The organism is Reyranella massiliensis 521 (assembly GCF_000312425.1).
Taxonomy (GTDB): domain Bacteria; phylum Pseudomonadota; class Alphaproteobacteria; order Reyranellales; family Reyranellaceae; genus Reyranella; species Reyranella massiliensis.
This window is the reverse complement of the sequence record NZ_HE997181.1, coordinates 4,715,504-4,734,175: the sequence shown is the minus strand read 5'-3', so window position 1 is coordinate 4,734,175 and position 18,672 is coordinate 4,715,504. Positions and strand designations below refer to the sequence as shown.

The 18,672-nt window shown below is 65.7% G+C and carries 20 protein-coding genes and 1 tRNA gene; 11 read left to right on the top strand and 10 right to left on the bottom strand.

Going from position 1 to position 18,672, the window contains the following annotated elements:
- Positions 1–63: 63 nt before the first annotated feature.
- Positions 64–543, bottom strand: coding sequence for a nuclear transport factor 2 family protein (locus BN60_RS23160; protein ID WP_148283511.1), 480 nt, complete (start codon positions 541–543; stop codon positions 64–66).
- Complete coding sequence (gene cobT, locus BN60_RS23155) at positions 536–1,558, bottom strand: nicotinate-nucleotide--dimethylbenzimidazole phosphoribosyltransferase (protein WP_020698549.1); 1,023 nt, start codon at positions 1,556–1,558, stop codon at positions 536–538. The genes BN60_RS23160 and cobT overlap by 8 nt, the downstream gene beginning before the upstream one ends.
- 125 nt (positions 1,559–1,683) lie before the next feature.
- Here cobT and BN60_RS23150 point away from each other — a divergent pair, with 125 nt between their 5' ends.
- The 9 genes from BN60_RS23150 to BN60_RS23110 all read left to right on the top strand — a co-directional run bounded on the left by BN60_RS23150 (position 1,684) and on the right by BN60_RS23110 (position 7,510).
- Complete coding sequence (locus BN60_RS23150) at positions 1,684–2,025, top strand: ArsR/SmtB family transcription factor (RefSeq protein ID WP_051150309.1); 342 nt, start codon at positions 1,684–1,686, stop codon at positions 2,023–2,025.
- Positions 2,022–2,516, top strand: coding sequence for an SRPBCC family protein (locus BN60_RS23145; RefSeq protein WP_020698547.1), 495 nt, complete (start codon positions 2,022–2,024; stop codon positions 2,514–2,516). The genes BN60_RS23150 and BN60_RS23145 overlap by 4 nt, the downstream gene beginning before the upstream one ends.
- The gene (locus BN60_RS23140) at positions 2,513–3,259 is read left to right on the top strand and encodes a glutathione S-transferase family protein (RefSeq protein ID WP_020698546.1); all 747 of its coding nucleotides are present in this window, start codon (positions 2,513–2,515) and stop codon (positions 3,257–3,259) included. The genes BN60_RS23145 and BN60_RS23140 overlap by 4 nt, the downstream gene beginning before the upstream one ends.
- Before the next feature lie 30 nt (positions 3,260–3,289).
- A complete protein-coding gene (cobS, locus tag BN60_RS23135) occupies positions 3,290–4,105 on the top strand; it encodes an adenosylcobinamide-GDP ribazoletransferase (RefSeq protein ID WP_020698545.1) in 816 nt (271 codons plus the stop codon).
- 34 nt (positions 4,106–4,139) lie between these two features.
- Positions 4,140–4,811 carry a histidine phosphatase family protein gene (locus BN60_RS23130; RefSeq protein ID WP_020698544.1) on the top strand — a complete coding sequence of 224 codons (672 nt, stop codon included), beginning with the start codon at positions 4,140–4,142 and terminating at the stop codon, positions 4,809–4,811.
- Complete coding sequence (locus BN60_RS23125) at positions 4,808–5,650, top strand: class I SAM-dependent methyltransferase (RefSeq protein ID WP_020698543.1); 843 nt, start codon at positions 4,808–4,810, stop codon at positions 5,648–5,650. The genes BN60_RS23130 and BN60_RS23125 overlap by 4 nt, the downstream gene beginning before the upstream one ends.
- Positions 5,650–6,213: a bifunctional adenosylcobinamide kinase/adenosylcobinamide-phosphate guanylyltransferase gene (gene cobU / locus BN60_RS23120; RefSeq protein ID WP_020698542.1), complete on the top strand. Its 564-nt coding sequence runs from the start codon at positions 5,650–5,652 to the stop codon at positions 6,211–6,213. The genes BN60_RS23125 and cobU overlap by 1 nt, the downstream gene beginning before the upstream one ends.
- Positions 6,214–6,337: 124 nt before the next feature.
- Positions 6,338–7,024 (top strand): lipid-binding SYLF domain-containing protein, encoded by a 687-nt coding sequence (locus BN60_RS23115; RefSeq protein WP_020698541.1) that lies wholly within the window; start codon positions 6,338–6,340, stop codon positions 7,022–7,024.
- Between the two features lie 81 nt (positions 7,025–7,105).
- Positions 7,106–7,510 carry an OmpA family protein gene (locus BN60_RS23110; RefSeq protein ID WP_020698540.1) on the top strand — a complete coding sequence of 135 codons (405 nt, stop codon included), beginning with the start codon at positions 7,106–7,108 and terminating at the stop codon, positions 7,508–7,510.
- Here BN60_RS23110 and BN60_RS23105 read toward each other — a convergent pair.
- From BN60_RS23105 to BN60_RS23070, 8 genes are all read right to left on the bottom strand, one after another.
- Positions 7,438–8,082, bottom strand: a complete 645-nt coding sequence (locus BN60_RS23105) for a CoA transferase subunit B (protein ID WP_020698539.1) — start codon at positions 8,080–8,082, stop codon at positions 7,438–7,440. The genes BN60_RS23110 and BN60_RS23105 overlap by 73 nt on opposite strands.
- A gap of 10 nt (positions 8,083–8,092) precedes the next feature.
- A complete protein-coding gene (locus BN60_RS23100) occupies positions 8,093–8,794 on the bottom strand; it encodes a CoA transferase subunit A (RefSeq protein ID WP_020698538.1) in 702 nt (233 codons plus the stop codon).
- Positions 8,795–8,865: 71 nt separating this feature from the next.
- The gene (locus BN60_RS23095) at positions 8,866–9,663 is read right to left on the bottom strand and encodes an enoyl-CoA hydratase/isomerase family protein (RefSeq protein WP_020698537.1); all 798 of its coding nucleotides are present in this window, start codon (positions 9,661–9,663) and stop codon (positions 8,866–8,868) included.
- Between the two features lie 87 nt (positions 9,664–9,750).
- On the bottom strand, positions 9,751–14,295 hold the full coding sequence (gene gltB / locus BN60_RS23090) for a glutamate synthase large subunit (RefSeq protein WP_020698536.1): 4,545 nt from the start codon (positions 14,293–14,295) through the stop codon (positions 9,751–9,753).
- A 24-nt stretch (positions 14,296–14,319) separates the two neighbouring features.
- Positions 14,320–14,592, bottom strand: a complete 273-nt coding sequence (locus tag BN60_RS23085; RefSeq protein ID WP_083856250.1) for a 4-oxalocrotonate tautomerase — start codon at positions 14,590–14,592, stop codon at positions 14,320–14,322.
- A complete protein-coding gene (locus tag BN60_RS23080; RefSeq protein ID WP_020698534.1) occupies positions 14,519–15,130 on the bottom strand; it encodes a glutathione S-transferase family protein in 612 nt (203 codons plus the stop codon). The genes BN60_RS23085 and BN60_RS23080 overlap by 74 nt, the downstream gene beginning before the upstream one ends.
- Positions 15,131–15,135: 5 nt before the next feature.
- Entirely contained in the window at positions 15,136–16,578 is a 1,443-nt protein-coding gene (locus BN60_RS23075) for an NAD(P)-dependent oxidoreductase (protein WP_020698533.1), read from the bottom strand.
- A 256-nt stretch (positions 16,579–16,834) separates the two neighbouring features.
- Positions 16,835–17,788: a complex I NDUFA9 subunit family protein gene (locus BN60_RS23070; RefSeq protein ID WP_020698532.1), complete on the bottom strand. Its 954-nt coding sequence runs from the start codon at positions 17,786–17,788 to the stop codon at positions 16,835–16,837.
- 101 nt (positions 17,789–17,889) lie between these two features.
- On the opposite strand from BN60_RS23070, the gene BN60_RS23065 reads away from it, so the two are divergent.
- Together BN60_RS23065 and BN60_RS23060 are read left to right on the top strand one after the other, a co-directional pair.
- Positions 17,890–17,974, top strand: a tRNA-Leu gene (locus BN60_RS23065).
- 26 nt (positions 17,975–18,000) lie between these two features.
- Positions 18,001–18,624 (top strand): ribonuclease D, encoded by a 624-nt coding sequence (locus BN60_RS23060; protein ID WP_020698531.1) that lies wholly within the window; start codon positions 18,001–18,003, stop codon positions 18,622–18,624.
- The last annotated feature ends 48 nt before the right edge of the window (positions 18,625–18,672 follow it).

The window sequence follows — 18,672 nt, the reverse complement described above, 5'->3', positions numbered from 1 at the left end:
TCCTCGAACGTACGTCCTGCCCTCCTGGGCTTGGCCCTCCTGGGATTGGCCTTCGCGTGCGTCCTAGTTCGCCGGCGCCGGCAGTCGCGTCGCCTGGCTGACGGCCAGTTCCCAGCCGTCCTTTGCCGTGACGTACACGCAGACCCAGCGGAAGTCGTAGGTCTTCTGTTCCTTCACGTTCAGGATCGGGCTCTTGCCGGTCACGATCACCGTGGGGCCGGCGTAGACTTGGAAGCTGAGTTCGGTAGCGGGAGCCGCCTCGATCAACGGCTCGCCGGCCATGGCCGAGACGATACGCGCATCTTTGTTGTCGAGTTTCCCCGAGCCGTGGGTGTGCGTGTAGTTGTAGGCATAGGCAGCGCGCAATGCCTTGAAGTCCTTGTCCTTCACGGCCTTGGCGAGCTTCTCGCGGAAGGCCGTCACTTCCTGGATGATCCTCTGCGCTTCAGCCGAATCGGGCTGGCGCGGCGGGTGGGCAAGAGCCGGCAACAGCGGCAGGGCGAGGAGCGGCAGGGACGCCGCAATCAAGGCGCGTCTACGCATCCTTTGAGGATACGCCGGCCTCCGCGAAAGTCGCCATCCCGTTGTGACAGGCCGCGGCCGCTTTCAGGATCGGCACGGCAACGGCCGCCGCAGAGGCTTCGCCCAGCCGCATGCCGAGGTCGAACAGCGGCTGCTTGTCGATCGCCTTGAGGAGGCGGTCGTGACCGGGTTCGGCCGAGCGATGCGCCACCAGGCAATGGTCCAGAGCATGCCGGTCGACGGCCCACAACACGGCGGCGGCGGCGGTGCAGGCAAAGCCGTCGAGCAGCACCGGAATGCGGCCCATGCGGGCGGCGACTATGGCGCCGGTAATGGCGGCAAACTCCTCGCCGCCGACGGCGGCCAGCAGCTCCAGCGGATCGCGGCGCGCGATGGCGTCCTTATGGTGCGTCAGCGCCTCGTCGATGACGGCGATCTTGTAGTCCAGCGCCTTGCCGGCGACGCCGGTGCCCGGTCCTGCCCAGTCCGCGGCCTTGCCGCCGAACAGCGCGGCGCAGAGCGCGGCGGCCGTGGTCGTGTTGGCGATCCCCATCTCGCCCAGGCACAGCACGTCGATGCCGGGCTCCGCCGCCATCATGCCGTAGGCCATGGCGTTGGCGGCGCGTGTCTCGTTCATCGCCGGGCCTTGTGTGAAGTCGGCGGTGGGATGGTCGAGGTCGAGTTCGTAGATGCGCAGATCGGCGTCGATGGCGGCGGCGAGCTGGTTGATCGCCGCGCCGCCGTTCAGGAAGTTCTTCACCATCTGCTGCGTCACTTCCGGCGGATAGGCCGAAACGCCGCGCGCGGCGACGCCGTGGGTTCCGGCAAACACCGCAATGCGCGGCCGTTCGACCCGCGGCTGGGCGCGGCCCTGCCAGCAGGCCAGCCATTCGGCGAGCTCTTCCAGCCGGCCGAGCGAGCCCGGCGGCTTGGTGAGTTCGGTCTGGCGGCGGACCACCTCGGTCTGCGCGGTCAGGTCCGGACCCGGCAGGTCGCGCAGGATGCGGCGCATTTCGTCGAAAGAAGCAGCAGGCATGACGGAAATCGGACTCTTCGGCGCTGAGGGGGACGGCGAGGGCGCGGACCATCCTACATTTGCCGGGACGAGACCAGCCCCGGATGGGACTCGACTATTGGTAAGTATTAACTTACCAATTGGCTGTGACCCGATCCGCCCTCGCCAAGGTCGACAAGACATTCGATGCCTTCGGAGATCCGACGCGCCGTCAGGTCTTCGAGCGCCTGCGCGGCGGTACGCGCTCGGTGCGCGAGATCGCCGATGGCATGGGCGTCAGCCGGCCGGCCGTGTCGCAGCATCTCAAGGTGTTGCGCGAAGCCGGGCTGGTGAGCGTGCGCGCCGAGGGCACGCGGCGATTCTACGTCGTCGATACGCAAGGGCTCGAAGCCTTGCGGCGATGGCTGGACGGGCTGTGGGACGAAACCCTGGCAGCCTTCAAGGTGGCGGTTGAAGAAGAAGCGGCGAAGGAAGGACGGCAATCGTGAAGCAACCTGCTGACTTCGATCCCAACTGCGTGCGCAAGACCGTGACGGTGCGGGCCCCCGTCGCGACCGCCTGGCGTGTCTTTACGGGGAGCATCGGCCGCTGGTGGCCGCTCGGTACGCACAAGATCGGCAAGGCGCCGGCCGTCGATGCCGTGATCGAACCGTACGTCGGCGGCCGCTGGTACGAGCGGGGCGACGACGGCAGCACCTGCGACTGGGGCGGCGTGCTGGTTTGGGAGCCGCCGGTGCGCCTGGTGCTGAGTTGGCAGGTCAACGCCGACTGGCAGCACGATCCTTCGCTCAACACCGAAGTCGAAGTACGCTTCGTGCCGGAAGGCGCCGATGCGACCCGTCTCGAACTGGAGCATCGCCTGCTCGCCGGTTATGGCGCGCGGCGCGACGAGATGCGCGGCATTTTCGATTCCGATCGCGGCTGGATGCTGCTGCTCCAATCTTTCGTCGTGCTGGCCGCGAAGGAGAACGACCAATGAGCGATGTAGCGTCGGGCCGCCTCAAGCTTTTCCAGTTTCCGCGAACCTTCGCGATCCCCAATCTCAGCCCGTTCTGCTGCAAGATGGAGACATGGCTCCGGATCGCGGGGGTCCCCTACGACGTGGTCGACACGCCCAACCCGCGCAAGGGGCCCAAGGGCAAACTGCCGTTCATCGAGGATAACGGCCTCCGCGTTGCCGACTCCGACCGCATCATCGACCATTTGCGCAGGACCCGCGGCATCGATCTCGATGCGCATCTCGACGAGCGGCAGCGGGCGACGGCGACCCTGGTGCAACGCACCCTGGAGGAGCACTACGCTTACATCCTGGTCTACAATCACGTCTATCGCGACGACGGCTTTCGCCATACCGGCGTGCAATTCAACGGCATCCCGGCAGCGATCCGGCCGATGGTCACGGGCATGATCCGCCGGAGCATCCGCAAGCTGTTGTGGACGCAGGGCCTGCTCCGTTTCTCCCACGAGGAAATCATCGAGGCGGGAATCCGGGACTGGCGCGCCGTACTGGCCTTCATGTCGACGGGCCCGTTCTTCTTCGGTGATCAGCCAAGCACCACCGACGCCGTCATCTTCGGCGCTCTGGCCTCCACAGTGTTGACGCCGACGGAGACCCCGATCCGCGCCTTCCTGCGCGGCCAGCCGGGTTGCCTCGCTTATGCTGAACGCATGCGAGAACGGTTCTTTCCCGAACTGCATCGCTCCGGCGAAAGCCGTTCATGACCGGGCCGGTTCCTCCTATATTGGAGGACCATGACCAGCCCCAATGATCCCTCCTTTGGCTCCAGCAGCCGTCGTCCGACCTCATTCGACGAGTGGCTGCAGGCTGCGAAGGAACAGGCGACCTTCTTCACGGGCCTCAAGCTCGATGTCGGCCTGCCGCGCTGGCAGCTCGCCGATGTCCTGCCGGTGCTGCCCTTCATCGGCGCCGGCATCGGCCTGGCGGCCGGGCTGGTCTTCGCCATCGTACGCGGCATCGCGGGGCCGGGCTGGCTGGCGGCGGTCCTGGCCGTCGGCGCGGCCGTATTGATCACGCGCGCCCTGCATGAAGACGGTCTTGCCGATACCGCCGACGGGCTCGGTCCGCATGCGCTGGAGCCGGCGCGCCGCCTCGAAATCATGCGCGACAGCCGCAATGGCACCTTCGGCGTGCTGGCGCTGGCGCTCTCGGTTTTGATCAAGGTCGCCTGCCTTGCGCAGTTTGGCGGCGCCACCGGCCTCGTTGTCCTGATTTCTGCACACGCCGTGTCGCGCGCGGTGCTGGCCTATCCGCTGCTGGCCTATTCGCCGGTCCATACCGACGGTCTCGGCGCGCAGGCCGGAAAACCCACCGATAACGACGTTTGGTTGACGATTGCGCTCGGCGCCGTGCTGGCCTTCCTCCTGCTGTTGGGCAAGGGTTTTTTCGTGGCGCTGCTGACGCCGCTGATCGCCATCGGTGCCGGCATTTGCGCGGCGCGCTGGATTGCCAAGCGGCTGGGGGGCTACACCGGCGACACGCTCGGAGCCGTCCAGCAGAAGGCCGAGATCGCGTTCCTCGTGGTGGCGGCGCTCCTCATCGGTCGCTAAGAAGACTGCCGTTCGAAAGACAGCGGAGGGCAGCATGGCGACGGGCGCCAAGATCACCGGATCGGTCACACGTTGGTGGTGGGTGCGGCATGCGCCGGTTCCCAATCCGGAACGCCGCTGCTACGGCCAGTCCGACAAGGATTGCGATGTCAGCAACGAGGAACTGTTCCGCCACCAGGCGAAGCTGCTGCCCAGGGGCGCGGTCTGGTACGCCTCGAACCTCCTGAGGGCACGCAAGACGGCCGAGCAGCTCGCCAAAGCCGGCGCGGAGATGGACCGGCTCAATATCGATCCCGATCTCGCCGAGCAGCATTTCGGCGACTGGCAGGGCCTCACCTATATCGAGATCGCCGAGAACCACGCCAACAACCATCTCTTCTGGCTGGGGCCGCCGGAGTATCGGCCGCCGGGCGGCGAGAGCTTTGTCGACCTGCGGGATCGCACCGTGCGCAGCATCGATCGACTGACCGCCGAACATAAGGGGCGCGACATCGTGGCGACGGCCCATGGCGGCACGATCCGCGCGGCGCTGGCGCATGCGTTCAACCTGCATCCCGAGGCAGCGGTTCGCTTCGAGATCGACAATGTCTCGCTGACCCTGATCGAGCATTTCGAGCAGGCCGATCCGGCGCATGCCTGGCGGGTTTCGTTCGTGAATTACATGCCGCGCGAGCTGGCCAATGGCCCCGCGGGTGGTCCGGCGTGAAGAGCGTCGCCGAGCTTGCGGCTGAACAGGCGGCCTTCTGGAACGGGCCTGGCGGACAGGGTTGGCTTGCCGCCTACCGGCGCATCCAGCGGTCGCTGGTCGACATCAATCAGGCTGTCCTGACGCTGGCCGATGCGCGGCCAAGTGAACGGCTGATCGACGTCGGCTGCGGCACGGGTGACACGACCGCGGCGCTCGCTGCTGCGGTGGGAGAGTCCGGCCACGTCCTGGGTCTCGACATTTCCGAACCGTTGATCGAGGCGGCGCGTGCCAACGCGGCCGCCAACAGCAGCTTCGTGGTGGGCGATGCGACGACGCATCCTTTCGAGGCCGGTGCATTCGATCTCGTCTTCTCGCGCTTTGGCGTGATGTTCTTCGGCGAGCCCGTTGTGGCCTTTCGCAACCTGCATCGGGCGTTGAAACCCTCGGGACGTCTGGCTTTTGTCTGCTGGCGCACGCCGCAGGAAAATCCCTGGGGGCTGGCGCCTGTGCGCGCCGCCGCGCCCTTCCTGCCGCCCTTGCCGAGGCCCGGTCCGGAAGATCCCGGCCAGTATTCTTTCGGCGATCGCGCCAGGGTCGAGCGCATCCTTGGGGAAGCTGGATTCGCGGCACTTTCTTTGAAGTCGCTCGATGTGCCGATCTTCATGGGCAAGGACGTGGCCGAGGTCGTGGCCAATGCCGATCGCTTCGGTCCGCTGGCCCGCGCCTTTGCCGAAGCGACGCCCGAGGCGGCCGACAAGGCGCGCGCGGCCATCGCCGAAGCCCTCGCGCCGCATGCGAAACCCAAGGGAGTCACATTGCCGGGCGCCTGCTGGCTGGTGAGCGCAAAGCCATCCTGATGGAGCATATCGGGACGTTTCCGTTGCCGCCGGTGACCCTGGTGCTGGGCGGCGCACGATCGGGCAAGAGTACGCATGCCGAAAGGCTCGTGGCCGGCACGCTGCATGGCGCGTCGCCGCATCCGGCGGTCTACATCGCCACGGCCGAAGCGGGCGATGTCGAGATGGCGACCCGCATCATGGCCCATCGCGCCCGTCGTGGCGTCGGCTGGACCACGATCGAGGAGCCGTTGAAGCTCGCCGAAGCGCTGGAAACGGCCAATGCCCATGGCCAGCCAGTGCTGGTCGATTGCCTGACCCTATGGCTGTCCAACCTCATGCATGCGGGCGCCGACGTCGACGAAGCGACGGACGAGCTGCTGCGGTCACTGGATGGTCACAAGTCGCCGGTGGTGTTCGTCAGCAACGAGCTGGGCCTCGGCCTGGTGCCGGAAACGCCGCTCGGGCGGTCGTTCCGTGATGCTATGGGGCGCATGAATATGCGCGTTGCCGAGCGGGCGCACCGGGTGATCTTCATGGCGGCCGGCCTGCCTCTGGTCATGAAGGACCGCCCGGCCGGCTGACGGCCGGCAGCAGGGGTGAAGGGTCACGGCGCCCCATTTTCGCCCCGAAACATGCTATCATTGACACTGTAGGGACCACCAAGGCGCTCCCCGGCGTCGGTCTCCAGCCAAGGAGCAGAGAATAATGAAGCTCGACCGCCGAACCGTCCTTTCGGGGACTGCGGCCGCCTTTGCCGTGCCCTTCCTCGGAACCCAGCCCGCCCGTGCCGACGCCAAGCGTCAGTCGCTGGTTGATGCCTGTCTCGCCACTGCGCAGAAGATCCTGAGTGGCCCGGATTTCCCGGACGCCGCCAAGCAGATGACGACGGCGCGCGGCGTATTGATCATTCCCGAACTGGTGCAGGGCGGATTCATCTTCGGCGCGGCCGGCGGGCGGGGCGTCCTGATGGGCCGCCAGTCGCCCAACAACTGGAGCTATCCGGCCTTCTACGGCATGGGTTCCGGCAGCGTCGGCCTGCAGGTCGGCGGCAAGGTGTCGGAGATCGTGTTCATCATCCGCACCGAAAAGGGCTTGCAGGCAATCCTCGATCACAAGTTCAAGGTCGGTGCGGAAGCCGGTGTCACGCTGGTGGCGGTCGGTGCCGGCCTCGAAGGTGCCTCGACGGCCGCCGGTGGCGCCGACATCGTGGCCTTTGCCAACTCGCAGGGCCTGTTCGCCGGTGTCTCGCTCGAAGGCTCCTACATCGACGCCGACAACGACTGGAACGCGCTCTATTACGGCGGTGGCGCCAACGCCAAGACCATCATTTCGGAGCAGCGCTTCACCAATCCGGGCGCCGAACCGATCCGGCAGTATCTCGCCAAGTGGTGAGACAGGTCGCGCTCACCGCGACATGCCCGCGATAGATAGATTCAGTCCGGCCGCGCCAAGCACGGCGACGGAAACCGGCCCGTGTCCGAAGCGACGCTTCAGGTGGAAGGCAAGATCACGCACCTGATCTATCGCGCGCCGGCCGACCGGTCGTCGCTCAAAGTGTTTCGCAACTACGAGGATGCCCTCAAGAGCGCCGGCTTCTGCACAATCTATCGCTGTTTCGACTTCGACAAGGCCGACATCAAGGCGGAGTCCAGGCCGCAGATCGACCAGCTCGGCGAGCTGCTGAAGAAGAATCCGAAGCTCGACGTGCTGATCGTCGGCCATACCGACGGGCAGGGCGCATTCGACTACAATCTCTCGCTGTCGCAGCGCCGCGCCCAGGCCATCGCCTCGGCGCTGAACGGTGCTCAGACCGCGATCTTGAGCTTCGCCTTGGTCTTGGCCTTGACTTCGTCGACGGTGACGCCGTCGGCGAGCTGAACCAAGGTCACGCCGCCGTCGCCCTTCTTGTCGACGGTGAAGACGCCCAGTTCCGAGATCACCATGTCGACGACGCGGCGGCCGGTCAGCGGCAAGGTGCATTCGCTCAGGAGCTTGGAGGCGCCGTCCTTGGAGACGTGCTCCATGGTGACGATGACGCGCTTCACGCCGGCGACGAGATCCATCGCGCCGCCCATGCCCTTCACCATCTTGCCCGGGATCATCCAGTTGGCGAGGTCGCCGTTCTCCGCCACTTCCATGGCGCCCAGGATGGAAAGGTCGATATGGCCGCCGCGGATCATGGCGAAGCTGTCGGCCGAGCTGAAATAGGACGTGCCCTTTACTTCGGTCACAGTCTGCTTGCCGGCGTTGATGATGTCGGCATCGACTTCATTGTCGAGCGGGAAAGGGCCGACGCCCAGCATGCCGTTCTCGCTCTGCAGCGTGATGTCGACATCCTCGGGCACGTAGTTCGACACCAGGGTCGGGATGCCGATGCCGAGATTGACGTAGAAGCCGTCCTTCAGTTCCTTGGCGGCGCGCGCCGCCATCTGATCGCGGGTCCAGGCCATCGTTCTCTCCTCAAGCCTTGCGGATGGTGCGTTGCTCGATCTGCTTGTCGTACGGCGCGCCGCAGAAGATGCGCTTCACGAACACGGCGGGCGTATGGATATGGTCGGGGTCGAGCTGGCCGACCGGCACCAGCTCCTCGACCTCCGCGACGCAGACCTTTGCCGCGGTCGCCATCATCGGATTGAAGTTCCGCGCGGCCTTCCGGTAGATCAGGTTGCCGGCGGTGTCGCCCTTCCACGCCTTTACCAGCGCGATGTCGCCGAACAGGCCGCGCTCCATCACATATTCCTCGCCGTCGAAGACCTTGGTCTCCTTGCCTTCGGCCACCAAGGTGCCGACGCCGGTCTTGGTGTAGAAGGCCGGGATGCCCGCACCGCCGGCGCGGCAGCGCTCCGCGAGCGTGCCCTGCGGGTTGAATTCGAGCTCGAGCTTGCCCTCGAGATAGAGCTTGGCGAAGGTCTTGTTCTCGCCGACGTAGGAGCTGATCATCTTCCTGACCTGCCCGGTCTCGAGCAGCAGGCCGAGGCCCGCGCCGTCGATGCCGGCATTGTTCGAGACGCAGGTGAGGCCCTTCACGCCGGAGTCGCGCACCGCGTGGATCAGCTTGTCGGGAATGCCGACCAGACCGAAGCCGCCGCACATCAGCATCAGATCGTCGCGCAGCAGGCCGTCGAGCGCCGACTTCGCATCCTTGTAGACCTTGTTCGCCATCGCTCCGCAGCTCCGTTCCGTTCGCGTCCCGGGGGTGTCTGCATATGGTAGGCCAGCCGCCGGCCTGTCAATCAGTCGCGAATCGTGCGCTTGCCGGCGACAAATTCGCCCATCAACCGGTGTCCGTCGTCGCTGACGGCGAGGTCGAGGAACAAGGTGCGTTCGTTGGCCAGCCCTTTTGACAGCGGTGTTTCAACCGCCGACCGGACTAGCCGCTTGATGTGCGCCACCGCCTTGGGCGGCTGCCCGGCGAGCCGCTTGGCCATCGCCAGCGCATGATCGAGCACCGGCCCGTCGACAGCCGCATGAACCATGCCGAGCGCCGCCGCTTCGTCCGGCGACACGGTGCGGCCCATCAGCGACAGTTCCAGCGCGCGTGCTTCGCCAACCAGCCGCACCAGGCGCTGGGTGCCGCCGGCGCCGGCCAGGATGCCGATGTTGATCTCGGGTTGGCCCAGCCAGTAGGGCCCGCGCTCGGCCAGGCGGATGTCGCAGGCCATGCAGAATTCGAAGCCGCCGCCCATGGCGGTGCCGTTGATGGCCGCGATAACCGGCTTGGGCGCCGCTTCAAGCTTCGTAAGGATCTTGTGGTAGGCGCTTTCGGGCGAGGGCCGGTCGAGCGAGAAGCTCGCCCCCTTGGCGCGCAGCTTCTCGGACAGGGCCACGAGTTCCGAGACGTCGTAATGCTCGACGAACACACCCTTCAACGCGCCGGTGAAGACCAGCACGCGCACACTGTTGTCGGCGAGCAGAGCATCGACGGCAGTGTCGAGCTCGCCCACCATCGCGGCATTCATGTAGCCCTTGGGCGGGTTGTTGAAACGAATGATGGCAACGGCGTCGCGCCGTTCGATTTCGATCCGGGACATGCCCCAATTGTTTCGCTCCCGGATCGCGATGGCAATTCCCACGACCGCCTACGGCAAGCGGCGGCCACGCGATCCCGGCGGCGATTCCTACGCGCGCTTTTTCTTCACGACGGTCAGCGGCTGCGGTAGTCGCGAGAGCATTTCCTTCGGCACGACCTGCCAGAAACGCTCGACCTCGCGGTTCCAGTCGTTCAACAGGCGTGCACCGAGCGGCGACTTGGTCTCCGCGACATGCTCCTGCAGACGCGCCTTCAGGTCGGCATCCCAGTGCGGATGGTCGATGCGCTGCCACACGACCGTCTCGGGATTGACCTTGAGCTTGAAGTTGTCGTCCGGGTCGTAGACGTAGGCCATGCCGCCGGTCATGCCGGCGCCGAAGTTGATGCCGGTCGGTCCCAGGATCACGGCCGTGCCGCCGGTCATGTACTCGCAGCCGTTCGAGCCCACGCCCTCGACGACAGCGTCGGCGCCGGAGTTGCGCACGGCGAAGCGCTCGCCGGCGAGACCTGAGGCGAACAGCTTGCCGGCCGTCGCGCCGTAGAGGACGGTGTTGCCGATGATGGCGTTGGCTTCGGGGACCAGCGGACTGGAAACCGTAGGCTTCACAACGATGGTGCCGCCGCTCAGGCCCTTGCCGACATAGTCGTTGGCGTCGCCGAACACTTCGAGCTTCATGCCCTGGACGGCGAAGGCGCCCAGCGACTGGCCGGCCGTACCGCGCAGGCGCACGGTCACGGTGTCGGGTTGGAGGCCGGCCATGCCGTACTTGCGCGTGATCATGGCGGCCAGCCGCGTGCCCACCGCGCGATGGGTATTCCGCACGCTGTACTGAAGCTGCATCTTCTCGCGGTGCGTGAACAGCGGCTGCACGTCGCGCAGCATCTGGGCATCGAGCGTGTCGGGCACCTCGTTACGGCCCTCGACCGTACAGTGCGCGACCTCGCGGCCACCGTCGGCGCGCGACAGCAGCGGATTGAGGTCAAGATCGTCGAGATAACGCGCGCCGCGGCTCACCTGCTTCAGCAGGTCGGAGCGGCCGACGATCTCCAGCAGCGAGCGGTAACCGAGCTGCGCCAGGATCTCGCGCACTTCCTCGGCGATGAAGCTGAAGAGGTTGACGACCTTTTCCGGCGAGCCCTCGAACTTGGCGCGCAGCTTCGGATCCTGCGTGCAGACGCCGACCGGGCAGGTGTTGGAATGGCACTGCCGCACCATGATGCAGCCCATGGCGATCAGCGACGCGGTGCCGATGCCATATTCCTCGGCGCCCAGCATGGCGGCGATGACCACGTCGCGGCCGGTCTTGATGCCGCCGTCGGTACGCAGCAGCACCTTTTCGCGGAGCCGGTTCAGGGTCAGTACCTGATGCGTCTCCGACAGGCCCATTTCCCAGGGAATGCCGGCATACTTGATGCTGGTCTGCGGGCTGGCGCCCGTGCCGCCACTATGACCCGACACCAGGATCACGTCGGCCTTGGCCTTGGCCACGCCCGCCGCGATCGTGCCGATGCCGGAGCGCGCGACCAGCTTCACGGTCACGCGCGCCTCGGGGTTGATCTGCTTCAGGTCGTAGATGAGCTGAGCCAGGTCCTCGATCGAGTAGATGTCGTGATGCGGCGGTGGGCTGATCAGCGTGACGCCCGGCGTCGAGTGACGCAGCTTGGCGATCATCTCGCTCACCTTGAGGCCCGGAAGCTGGCCGCCTTCGCCGGGCTTGGCGCCCTGCGCGACCTTGATCTCCAGTTCGCGGCAGTTGTTCAGATATTCCGCCGTGACGCCGAAGCGGCCCGACGCCACCTGCTTGATGGCCGAAGACGCGTTGTCGCCGTTCGGCCGCGGGCGGTAGCGCGCAGGGTCCTCGCCGCCTTCGCCGGAATCCGACTTGGCGCCGATGCGGTTCATGGCGATCGACAATGTCTCGTGCGCCTCGGGGCCCAGCGCCCCCAGCGAGATGCCCGGTGCTACCAGCCGCTTGCGTAGCTCGGTGATCGACTCCACCTCGTCGAGCCTGATCGGCGCGCGGTCGGTCTTGAAGTCGAGCAGGTCGCGCAGGTTGATCGGCGGCAGGCGGCGCACCGCCTCGCTGTACTTGCGGTACTTGGCGTAGGCCTCGGTGTTCACCGCGTCCTGCAGCATGTGGATCAGCGTGCCGTCGAAATTGTGCCGGTCGCCGCCGCGGCGGGCTTTGTAGAAGCCGCCGATCGGCAGCGCGATCACGTCTTCGTCGAAGGCGCGGGCATGCTGCTCGGCAATCTTCTCCTGCACGCCGCGCAAGCCGATGCCCGAGATGCGCGAGGGCATGCCGGGAAAGAATTCGTTGACCAGCGAGCGCGAGAGGCCGACCGCCTCGAAGTTGCAGCCGCCGCGATACGACGACAGCACCGAAATGCCCATCTTGGACATGACCTTCAGCAGGCCGTCGTCCAGCGCCTTCTTGTAGTTGGCAAGGCACTGGCTGAGCGACTGCTTGCCGAACAGGCCGCGCGCGTGGCGGGCCGCAATCGTCTCCTCGGCGAGGTAGGGGTTCACGGTCGTCGCGCCGACGCCGATGATGACGGCGACATAGTGCACATCTAGGCATTCGCCGGACCGCACGTTCAGCGACGTGAAGGTGCGCAGCGACTGGCGCACCAGATAGGAGTGGACGGCGCCCGCTGCCAGGATCATCGGCAGCGCGGCCCGGTTCTCGTCGATGTTGGCATCGGTCAGCACGACATGCAGGCAGCCGCTGCGGACGGCCTCCTCGGCCTCCTTGCAGATGCGTTCAAAGGCCTGGCGCATGGCGTCGAGCCCCCCCTTCGGATCGAAGGTGCAGTCGATGCGCACGGCCGTGTCGCCCATATACTTGCGCATCGCCTCGAATTCGGCGTTGAGCACGATCGGCGACTGCAGCGACAGCATCTCGCTCTGGTCGGGCGATTCGTCGAGGATATTGCCCAGGTTTCCCAGCCGCGTGCGGATCGTCATCACATTGCGCTCGCGCAGGGAGTCGATCGGCGGGTTGGTCACCTGGCTGAAGTTCTGCCGGAAGTAATGGTGCATTCCGCGATAGGTGTCGGACAGCACGGCCAGCGGCGCGTCGTCGCCCATCGAGCCGACGGCCTCCTTGCCGTCCTCGACCATGGGATGGAGGATCGCTTCGAGATCCTCGATCGACCAGCCGGCGGCGAACTGCCGGCGACGCAGTTCGTCGGCCGGGAAGTGCTCGGTGGCCGGCGCGTCCTGCTTGATCAGCGAGTCGAGTTCGACCGTACGCTGCGTCCAGCTTGCATAGTCGTGCGTGGCGGCGAGCATGTCCTTCAGCTCGCGATCCTTGTAGAGGCGCGGCTGGTCCATATCGACGGCCAGCATCTCGCCGGGGCCGAGCCGGCCCTTTTCGACGATCCTGCTCTCCTCCTGCGGGACCATGCCGGCCTCGGAACCGGCGATCAGCAGATCGTCCGAGGTGCAGACATAGCGCAGCGGGCGCAGGCCATTGCGGTCGAGCCCGACCAACGCCCACTTGCCGGCGACGGCGGCGATGGCCGCCGGCCCGTCCCACGGCTCCATGACGCCGTTCACGTAGTTGTACATCGCCCGGTGCTCGGCCGGCACGTTGGGGTTCGTGCCCGAGGCTTCGGGAATCATCATCGTCTTGACCATCGGCAGGTTGCGATGGCCGCGCACCAGCAGCTCGAACACATTGTCGAGTGCCGAGGAGTCGGAGGCTCCGGGCTGGATGATCGGCTTCAGATCTTCGATGGCGCGGCCGAAGCCATCATGCTCCAGCCGTGCCTCGTGGCTCTTCATCCAGTTGACGTTGCCCAGGATGGTGTTGATCTCGCCGTTGTGGGCGAGCACGCGGAAGGGCTGCGCCAGCTTCCATTGCGGGAAGGTGTTGGTCGAATAGCGCTGATGGAAGATCGCGAAGCGCGAGACGAAGCGCTCGTCGAGCAGGTCGGGATAGAAGGCCGACAGATGCTCGGCGAGGAACATGCCCTTGTAGACGACCGAGCGGCAGGACAGCGAGCAGACGTAGAACTCGGCGATGTTCTCGGCGATCGCCGCCTTCTCGATGCGCCGGCGCAGGATGTAGAGCTGCTTCTCGAACTCGCGATTGTCGAGCCTGGCGTCGCCGCGGCCGATCAGGATCTGTTCGATCTCCGGTCGCGTCTCGTTGGCCTTGGCGCCGATCGAGGAAATGTCGACCGGCACCTGGCGCCAACCCAGGATCGTATGGCCGAAGCGCAGGATCTCGGTCTCGACGATGGTACGGCAGCGCTCCTGCGCGCCGAGGTCGGTGCGCGGCAGGAACACCATGCCGACAGCGAGACGTCCGACCTGCGGGAGCTCGCCGCCGACGTCGCGGACATGATCCCGGAAGAAGTCCTGGGGGATTTCGACATGGATGCCCGCGCCGTCGCCTGTTTTGCCGTCGGCGTCGACGGCGCCGCGGTGCCACACGGCCTTCAGTGCATCGATGCCTGCCACGACCACGTCGCGCCGTCGCTTGCCGTCCAGCGCCACGATCAGACCGACGCCGCAGGAGTCGATCTCCTGGGCGGGGTTGTAGCCGTAGGCGTTGGTCAGCCTGGCGGTTTCGTCCTGGTAGTCACGGACGAACTGCTTTGCATCGAAGGGACGTGCGGACATGACGTCGTATCCTGAAAAAGAGATCTAATCCGAGAACAGCTTGCCGGCTTCGGCCCAGTTCTCTTTCTTGATGTCGGTGAGGATGATCTGCACGGCGTCGGGGGTGCAGCCGAGCGCGCGGCAGGTGCCGTCGGTCAGTTCTTTCACAAGTTTTCGGCGCTGCTCGATCGTGCGGCCCTCGAACATCTGGACGTTGATCATCGGCATTGTCTTCTCCCTCGGTTCAGTTCTTGTGGCTGATGGTAACGTGCTTGGGCTGGCCGGCGACCCGCGCCATCCAGGCGTTGATGTTCGCATACTTCGACAGGTCGAACTCGCCTTCGTGTGCGACGTGCGTGTAGGCGTAGAGCGCGATGTCGGCGAGGCCGTAGCGATCGTCGACGAAGAAGCGTCGCGTCGCGAGATGCTTTTCCATCACGTCGAGCGCGGCGTAGCCTCCCTTCATGCGGTTCGGCAGGTCCATCTCCTGCAGCGGCGAGAGCTTGGGTAGGTAGTGCTTCCAGAACCGCGCCACGGCGATATTGGGCTCGTGGCTGTACTGCTCGAAGAACATCCATTGCAGCGTCTCGGCGCGAGCCTTGCGGTCCTTGGGGGCGAGTGGCGTGCCGTCGGCCAGGTACCAGATGATGGCGCCCGACTCGGCGAGGAACGATCCGTCTTCGAGCTGCAGGGTCGGGATGCGGCCGTTGGGATTGCGTGCCAGGAACTCCGGCGTGCGCGTCTCGCCCTTGAGGATGTCGCACTCGACGAGCTTGTAGGGAATGTCGAGCGCGGCCAGCACGAGCCGCACTTTGTAGCCGTTGCCGGAGTCCATGAAGTCGTAGAGCGTCAGCATCCTGCTCACTCCGCGGCGATGCGTTGCGCCGTTTGCGTCTTGGCCGTCAGGTAGGAATGGATGCGCTCGGCGGCGTCGCGGCCGTCGCGCACGGCCCACACCACCAGCGAAGCGCCGCGCACGATGTCGCCGGCGGCGAACACGCCGTCGAGGCTGGTCATCATGCTGCGCCAGTCGATCTTCAGCGTGCCCCAGCCGGTTACGCCGAGGTCGGGCGCGGCCAGCATCGCCGGCAGGTCTTCGGGGTCGAAGCCCAGCGCCATCAGCACGAGGTCGGCTTCGATGTTGAAGTGGCTGTTGGGAATCTCCTGCGGCGTCTGGCGGCCCGAAGCGTCGGGCATGCCGAGATGGATGCGCACGGTGCGGACGTGGCTCACCGCGTCGTCACCGAGGAAGGCCTGCGGAGCTGAGAGCCAGACGAACTCCACGCCTTCTTCCTCCGCGTGCTTCACTTCGCGCTGCGAGCCCGGCATGTTGGCGCGGTCGCGGCGATAGAGACACTTCACGGACTTGGCATCTTGGCGCACCGCGGTGCGCACGCAATCCATCGCCGTGTCGCCGCCGCCGATCACCACGACGTTCTTGTCCTTGGCATCGAGCAGGCCCGATTCGAACGCGGCGGTCATTTCGCCGAGGCCGTGCCGGTTGGAGGTGGTGAGGTAGTCGAGGGCGGCGGCGATGCCGGTGAGGCCGACACCGGGCGCGGCAATGTCGCGTGCCTTGTAGACGCCGGTCGCGATCAGCACCGCCTGATGGCGGTCGCGCAGCTCCTCGAGCGTGACGTCGCGGCCGACTTCGCAGTTCAGGTGGAAGGTGACCTTGGAGTCGCGCAGGAGCTTCTCGCGGCGCTGCACGATCTCCTTTTCGAGCTTGAAGTTCGGGATCCCGTAGATCAGCAAGCCGCCGACCCTGTCGTAGCGATCGTAGACCGAGACCTGGTAGCCCTTGCGGCGCAGCTGCTCGGCGGCGGCCAGGCCCGCGGGGCCGGCGCCGACGATGCCGATGCTCTCCAGCCGCTCGCGCCGCGGCTGGATCGGCTTCACCCAGCCGCGATCCCAGGCCGTGTCGGTGATGTACTTCTCGACCGAGCCGATGGTGACGGACTCGAAGCCCTTCTCGATGACGCAATTGCCTTCGCAGAGGCGGTCCTGCGGGCAGATGCGGCCGCAGATCTCCGGGAAGTTGTTGGTCGCCGAGGAGAGTTCGTAGGCTTCGTCGAGCCGGCCTTCGGCAGTGAGCTTCAGCCAGTCGGGGATGTTGTTGTGCAGTGGGCAGTGGACCTGACAGAAGGGCACGCCGCATTGCGAGCAGCGCGCGGCCTGTTCGGCGGCCTTGTCACGGGCATAGCGCTCGTAGATCTCATCGAAGTCGCGACGACGCTCGGCAGCCGGCCGCTTGTCGGGCATGGCTTGCGGCGTTCCGACGAACTTCAGCATCCTTTCGGCCATCCCGGCCTCCGCGAACAGATTGTGAAATTTTATTACAAAAGAGGCGTGCCGATCGCGCCTTTGCTGCACTGCCGATCTGCTTAGACCATGTCACTCGACAATAGTCAATAATACTGACCTATTATGAATCCGGAGGCACCGACGAAGAAATTTTATCCCATCGCGGGATTCGACCAAGAAGATTATAATTCCAAAATGGGACTATAGAATCTGGCCAACCTGCGGCTCCGTCGGAAAAGCGCAGAAATGCGGGCGATTAAGCGGGGGCGTGCTGGTTGTAGCGGCCGCCGAGCCGATAGCGGTCGAGGTACATCGGCAGAATGGCTTCGGCCGCCGTGGGCTCGATCCCGAGTGCCGCCAGTCCCGGCGCTCCCGGGCGTGCGACATTATCGACCGTGAGCAGACTCACCTGATCACGGGTGAGCGGCGGTACCGGCAGAAACTCGGCAAAGAAGCCGGCGAACTTCATCAGGCCGGCCGGCACGCCGATGATCGGCTTCTGACGGTCAATTACCCGCAACGTGAGCGCCGCGACTTCGCGATAGGTATAGACGCGCGGACCTCCCAGCTCGAACACGGTCTTGGCCGTGTCGGGCCGCGCCAGGACCGCCGCCACGGCGCTGCCGACGTCGCCTACGAAGACCGGCTGCACCTTCGCCGAGCCGTCGCCGACGACCGGCAGGAACGGCGCCTTGGCGGCAATCTGCGCGAGGCGGTTGAACATCACGTCTTCCGGGCCGAACACGACGCTCGGCCGCAGGATCGTGGCGCTTTCGAAGCCCGAAACTATGGCATCCTCGGCTTCGATCTTGGAGAGCACGTACTTGTTCGTCGAATTACGATGTTCGGCGCCAATGCCGGAAATATGCACCAGGCGCTGTGCACCCGCGGCGCGCGACGCCTCGGCAATCGCGCGGGCGCCGGCCACGTGGACCGTCTGATACCGCTGTCGGCCGCGCTGGAAGGGGATGCCGGCGGCATTGACCACGGCCTGGCTGCCGGCGACGGCGGCGGCCACGGACGACGGAACGCGCAGGTTGGCGCGCATCACCGTGATCTGCCCGACATCGCCTGCGGTCTTGGTGCGCTCCGCCAGCTCGATGCGGCGGCAGGCCACACGGACCTGCAGCCCCTCCTGCGCCAGTGCCCGCACGATGGCCCGGCCAACGAAGCCGCTGCCGCCAAAAACCGTGACCTGCTTGATGCTCATGGTGCTGCCTATAGCCCAATGAACAGAAGGCGCAAAGGCACTGTAGTTGACATCTGCGCGGCCTCGCCCTAACTCAGCGCCCGCACTAGCCCGCATGCCGTGCCCAGGTGGCGGAATTGGTAGACGCACTAGTTTCAGGTACTAGCGCCGAGAGGCGTGGAAGTTCGAGTCTTCTCCTGGGCACCATGCAGGGCAGTCGGGACACCCTATAGATGGCCATCAGTCTTCACCGTGGCGACCTTCCTGCGGATGTTTCGTTTGGATCGGTCGTGGCCATCGACACCGAGACGATGGGCCTCAATCCACATCGCGACCGGCTCTGCCTGGTCCAGCTCTCGGGTGGCGACGGCAATGCCCACCTGGTCCAGATCCCGCGCGGGCCTCAAGGGGTGCCTCATAAGGCGCCGCGGCTTGCGGCTCTGCTGGCCGATCCGAAGGTGCTGAAGCTCTTTCATTTCGGCCGTTTCGACATCGCCGTCCTGGAGTACTCACTCGGCGTGCGGTGCGAGCCGGTCTATTGCACCAAGATCGCAGCGCGGCTGGTGCGGACGTTCACCGACCGCTTCGGTCTCAAGGACCTCTGCCGCGAACTGCTGGGCATCGACCTGTCCAAGCAGCAGCAGACGTCCGATTGGGGGGCGGCAACCCTAACGGACGAGCAGCTCGCCTATGCTGCGTCGGACGTCTTGCATCTGCATGCCCTCAAGGCAAAGCTGGATGTGCTCCTGGAGCGCGAGGGGCGGCGGGAGCTGGCGGAGGCGGCATTCAAATTCCTGCCCACCCGTGCGCGGCTGGACGTGGCGGGCTGGCCTGAGACGGATATTTTCGCACACTGAAATGGAGATCGTGCTGATCTTGGCACGATTCTTGCATTAGACTGGCCG

Coding starts and splice junctions, on each gene's coding strand:
- BN60_RS23160 (WP_148283511.1), bottom strand. CDS start 543: ATGCGTAGACGCGCCTTGATTGCGGCGTCCCTGCCGCTCCTCGCCCTG.
- BN60_RS23085 (WP_083856250.1), bottom strand. CDS start 14,592: ATGCGAACATCAACGCCTGGATGGCGCGGGTCGCCGGCCAGCCCAAGC.
- BN60_RS23100 (WP_020698538.1), bottom strand. CDS start 8,794: ATGGCGAACAAGGTCTACAAGGATGCGAAGTCGGCGCTCGACGGCCTG.
- BN60_RS23070 (WP_020698532.1), bottom strand. CDS start 17,788: ATGAGCATCAAGCAGGTCACGGTTTTTGGCGGCAGCGGCTTCGTTGGC.
- BN60_RS23095 (WP_020698537.1), bottom strand. CDS start 9,663: ATGTCCCGGATCGAAATCGAACGGCGCGACGCCGTTGCCATCATTCGT.
- BN60_RS23075 (WP_020698533.1), bottom strand. CDS start 16,578: ATGGCCGAAAGGATGCTGAAGTTCGTCGGAACGCCGCAAGCCATGCCC.
- BN60_RS23115 (WP_020698541.1), top strand. CDS start 6,338: ATGAAGCTCGACCGCCGAACCGTCCTTTCGGGGACTGCGGCCGCCTTT.
- BN60_RS23140 (WP_020698546.1), top strand. CDS start 2,513: ATGAGCGATGTAGCGTCGGGCCGCCTCAAGCTTTTCCAGTTTCCGCGA.
- cobS (WP_020698545.1), top strand. CDS start 3,290: ATGACCAGCCCCAATGATCCCTCCTTTGGCTCCAGCAGCCGTCGTCCG.
- gltB (WP_020698536.1), bottom strand. CDS start 14,295: ATGTCCGCACGTCCCTTCGATGCAAAGCAGTTCGTCCGTGACTACCAG.
- BN60_RS23060 (WP_020698531.1), top strand. CDS start 18,001: ATGGCCATCAGTCTTCACCGTGGCGACCTTCCTGCGGATGTTTCGTTT.
- BN60_RS23080 (WP_020698534.1), bottom strand. CDS start 15,130: ATGCTGACGCTCTACGACTTCATGGACTCCGGCAACGGCTACAAAGTG.
- cobT (WP_020698549.1), bottom strand. CDS start 1,558: ATGCCTGCTGCTTCTTTCGACGAAATGCGCCGCATCCTGCGCGACCTG.
- BN60_RS23105 (WP_020698539.1), bottom strand. CDS start 8,082: ATGGCCTGGACCCGCGATCAGATGGCGGCGCGCGCCGCCAAGGAACTG.
- BN60_RS23130 (WP_020698544.1), top strand. CDS start 4,140: ATGGCGACGGGCGCCAAGATCACCGGATCGGTCACACGTTGGTGGTGG.
- cobU (WP_020698542.1), top strand. CDS start 5,650: ATGGAGCATATCGGGACGTTTCCGTTGCCGCCGGTGACCCTGGTGCTG.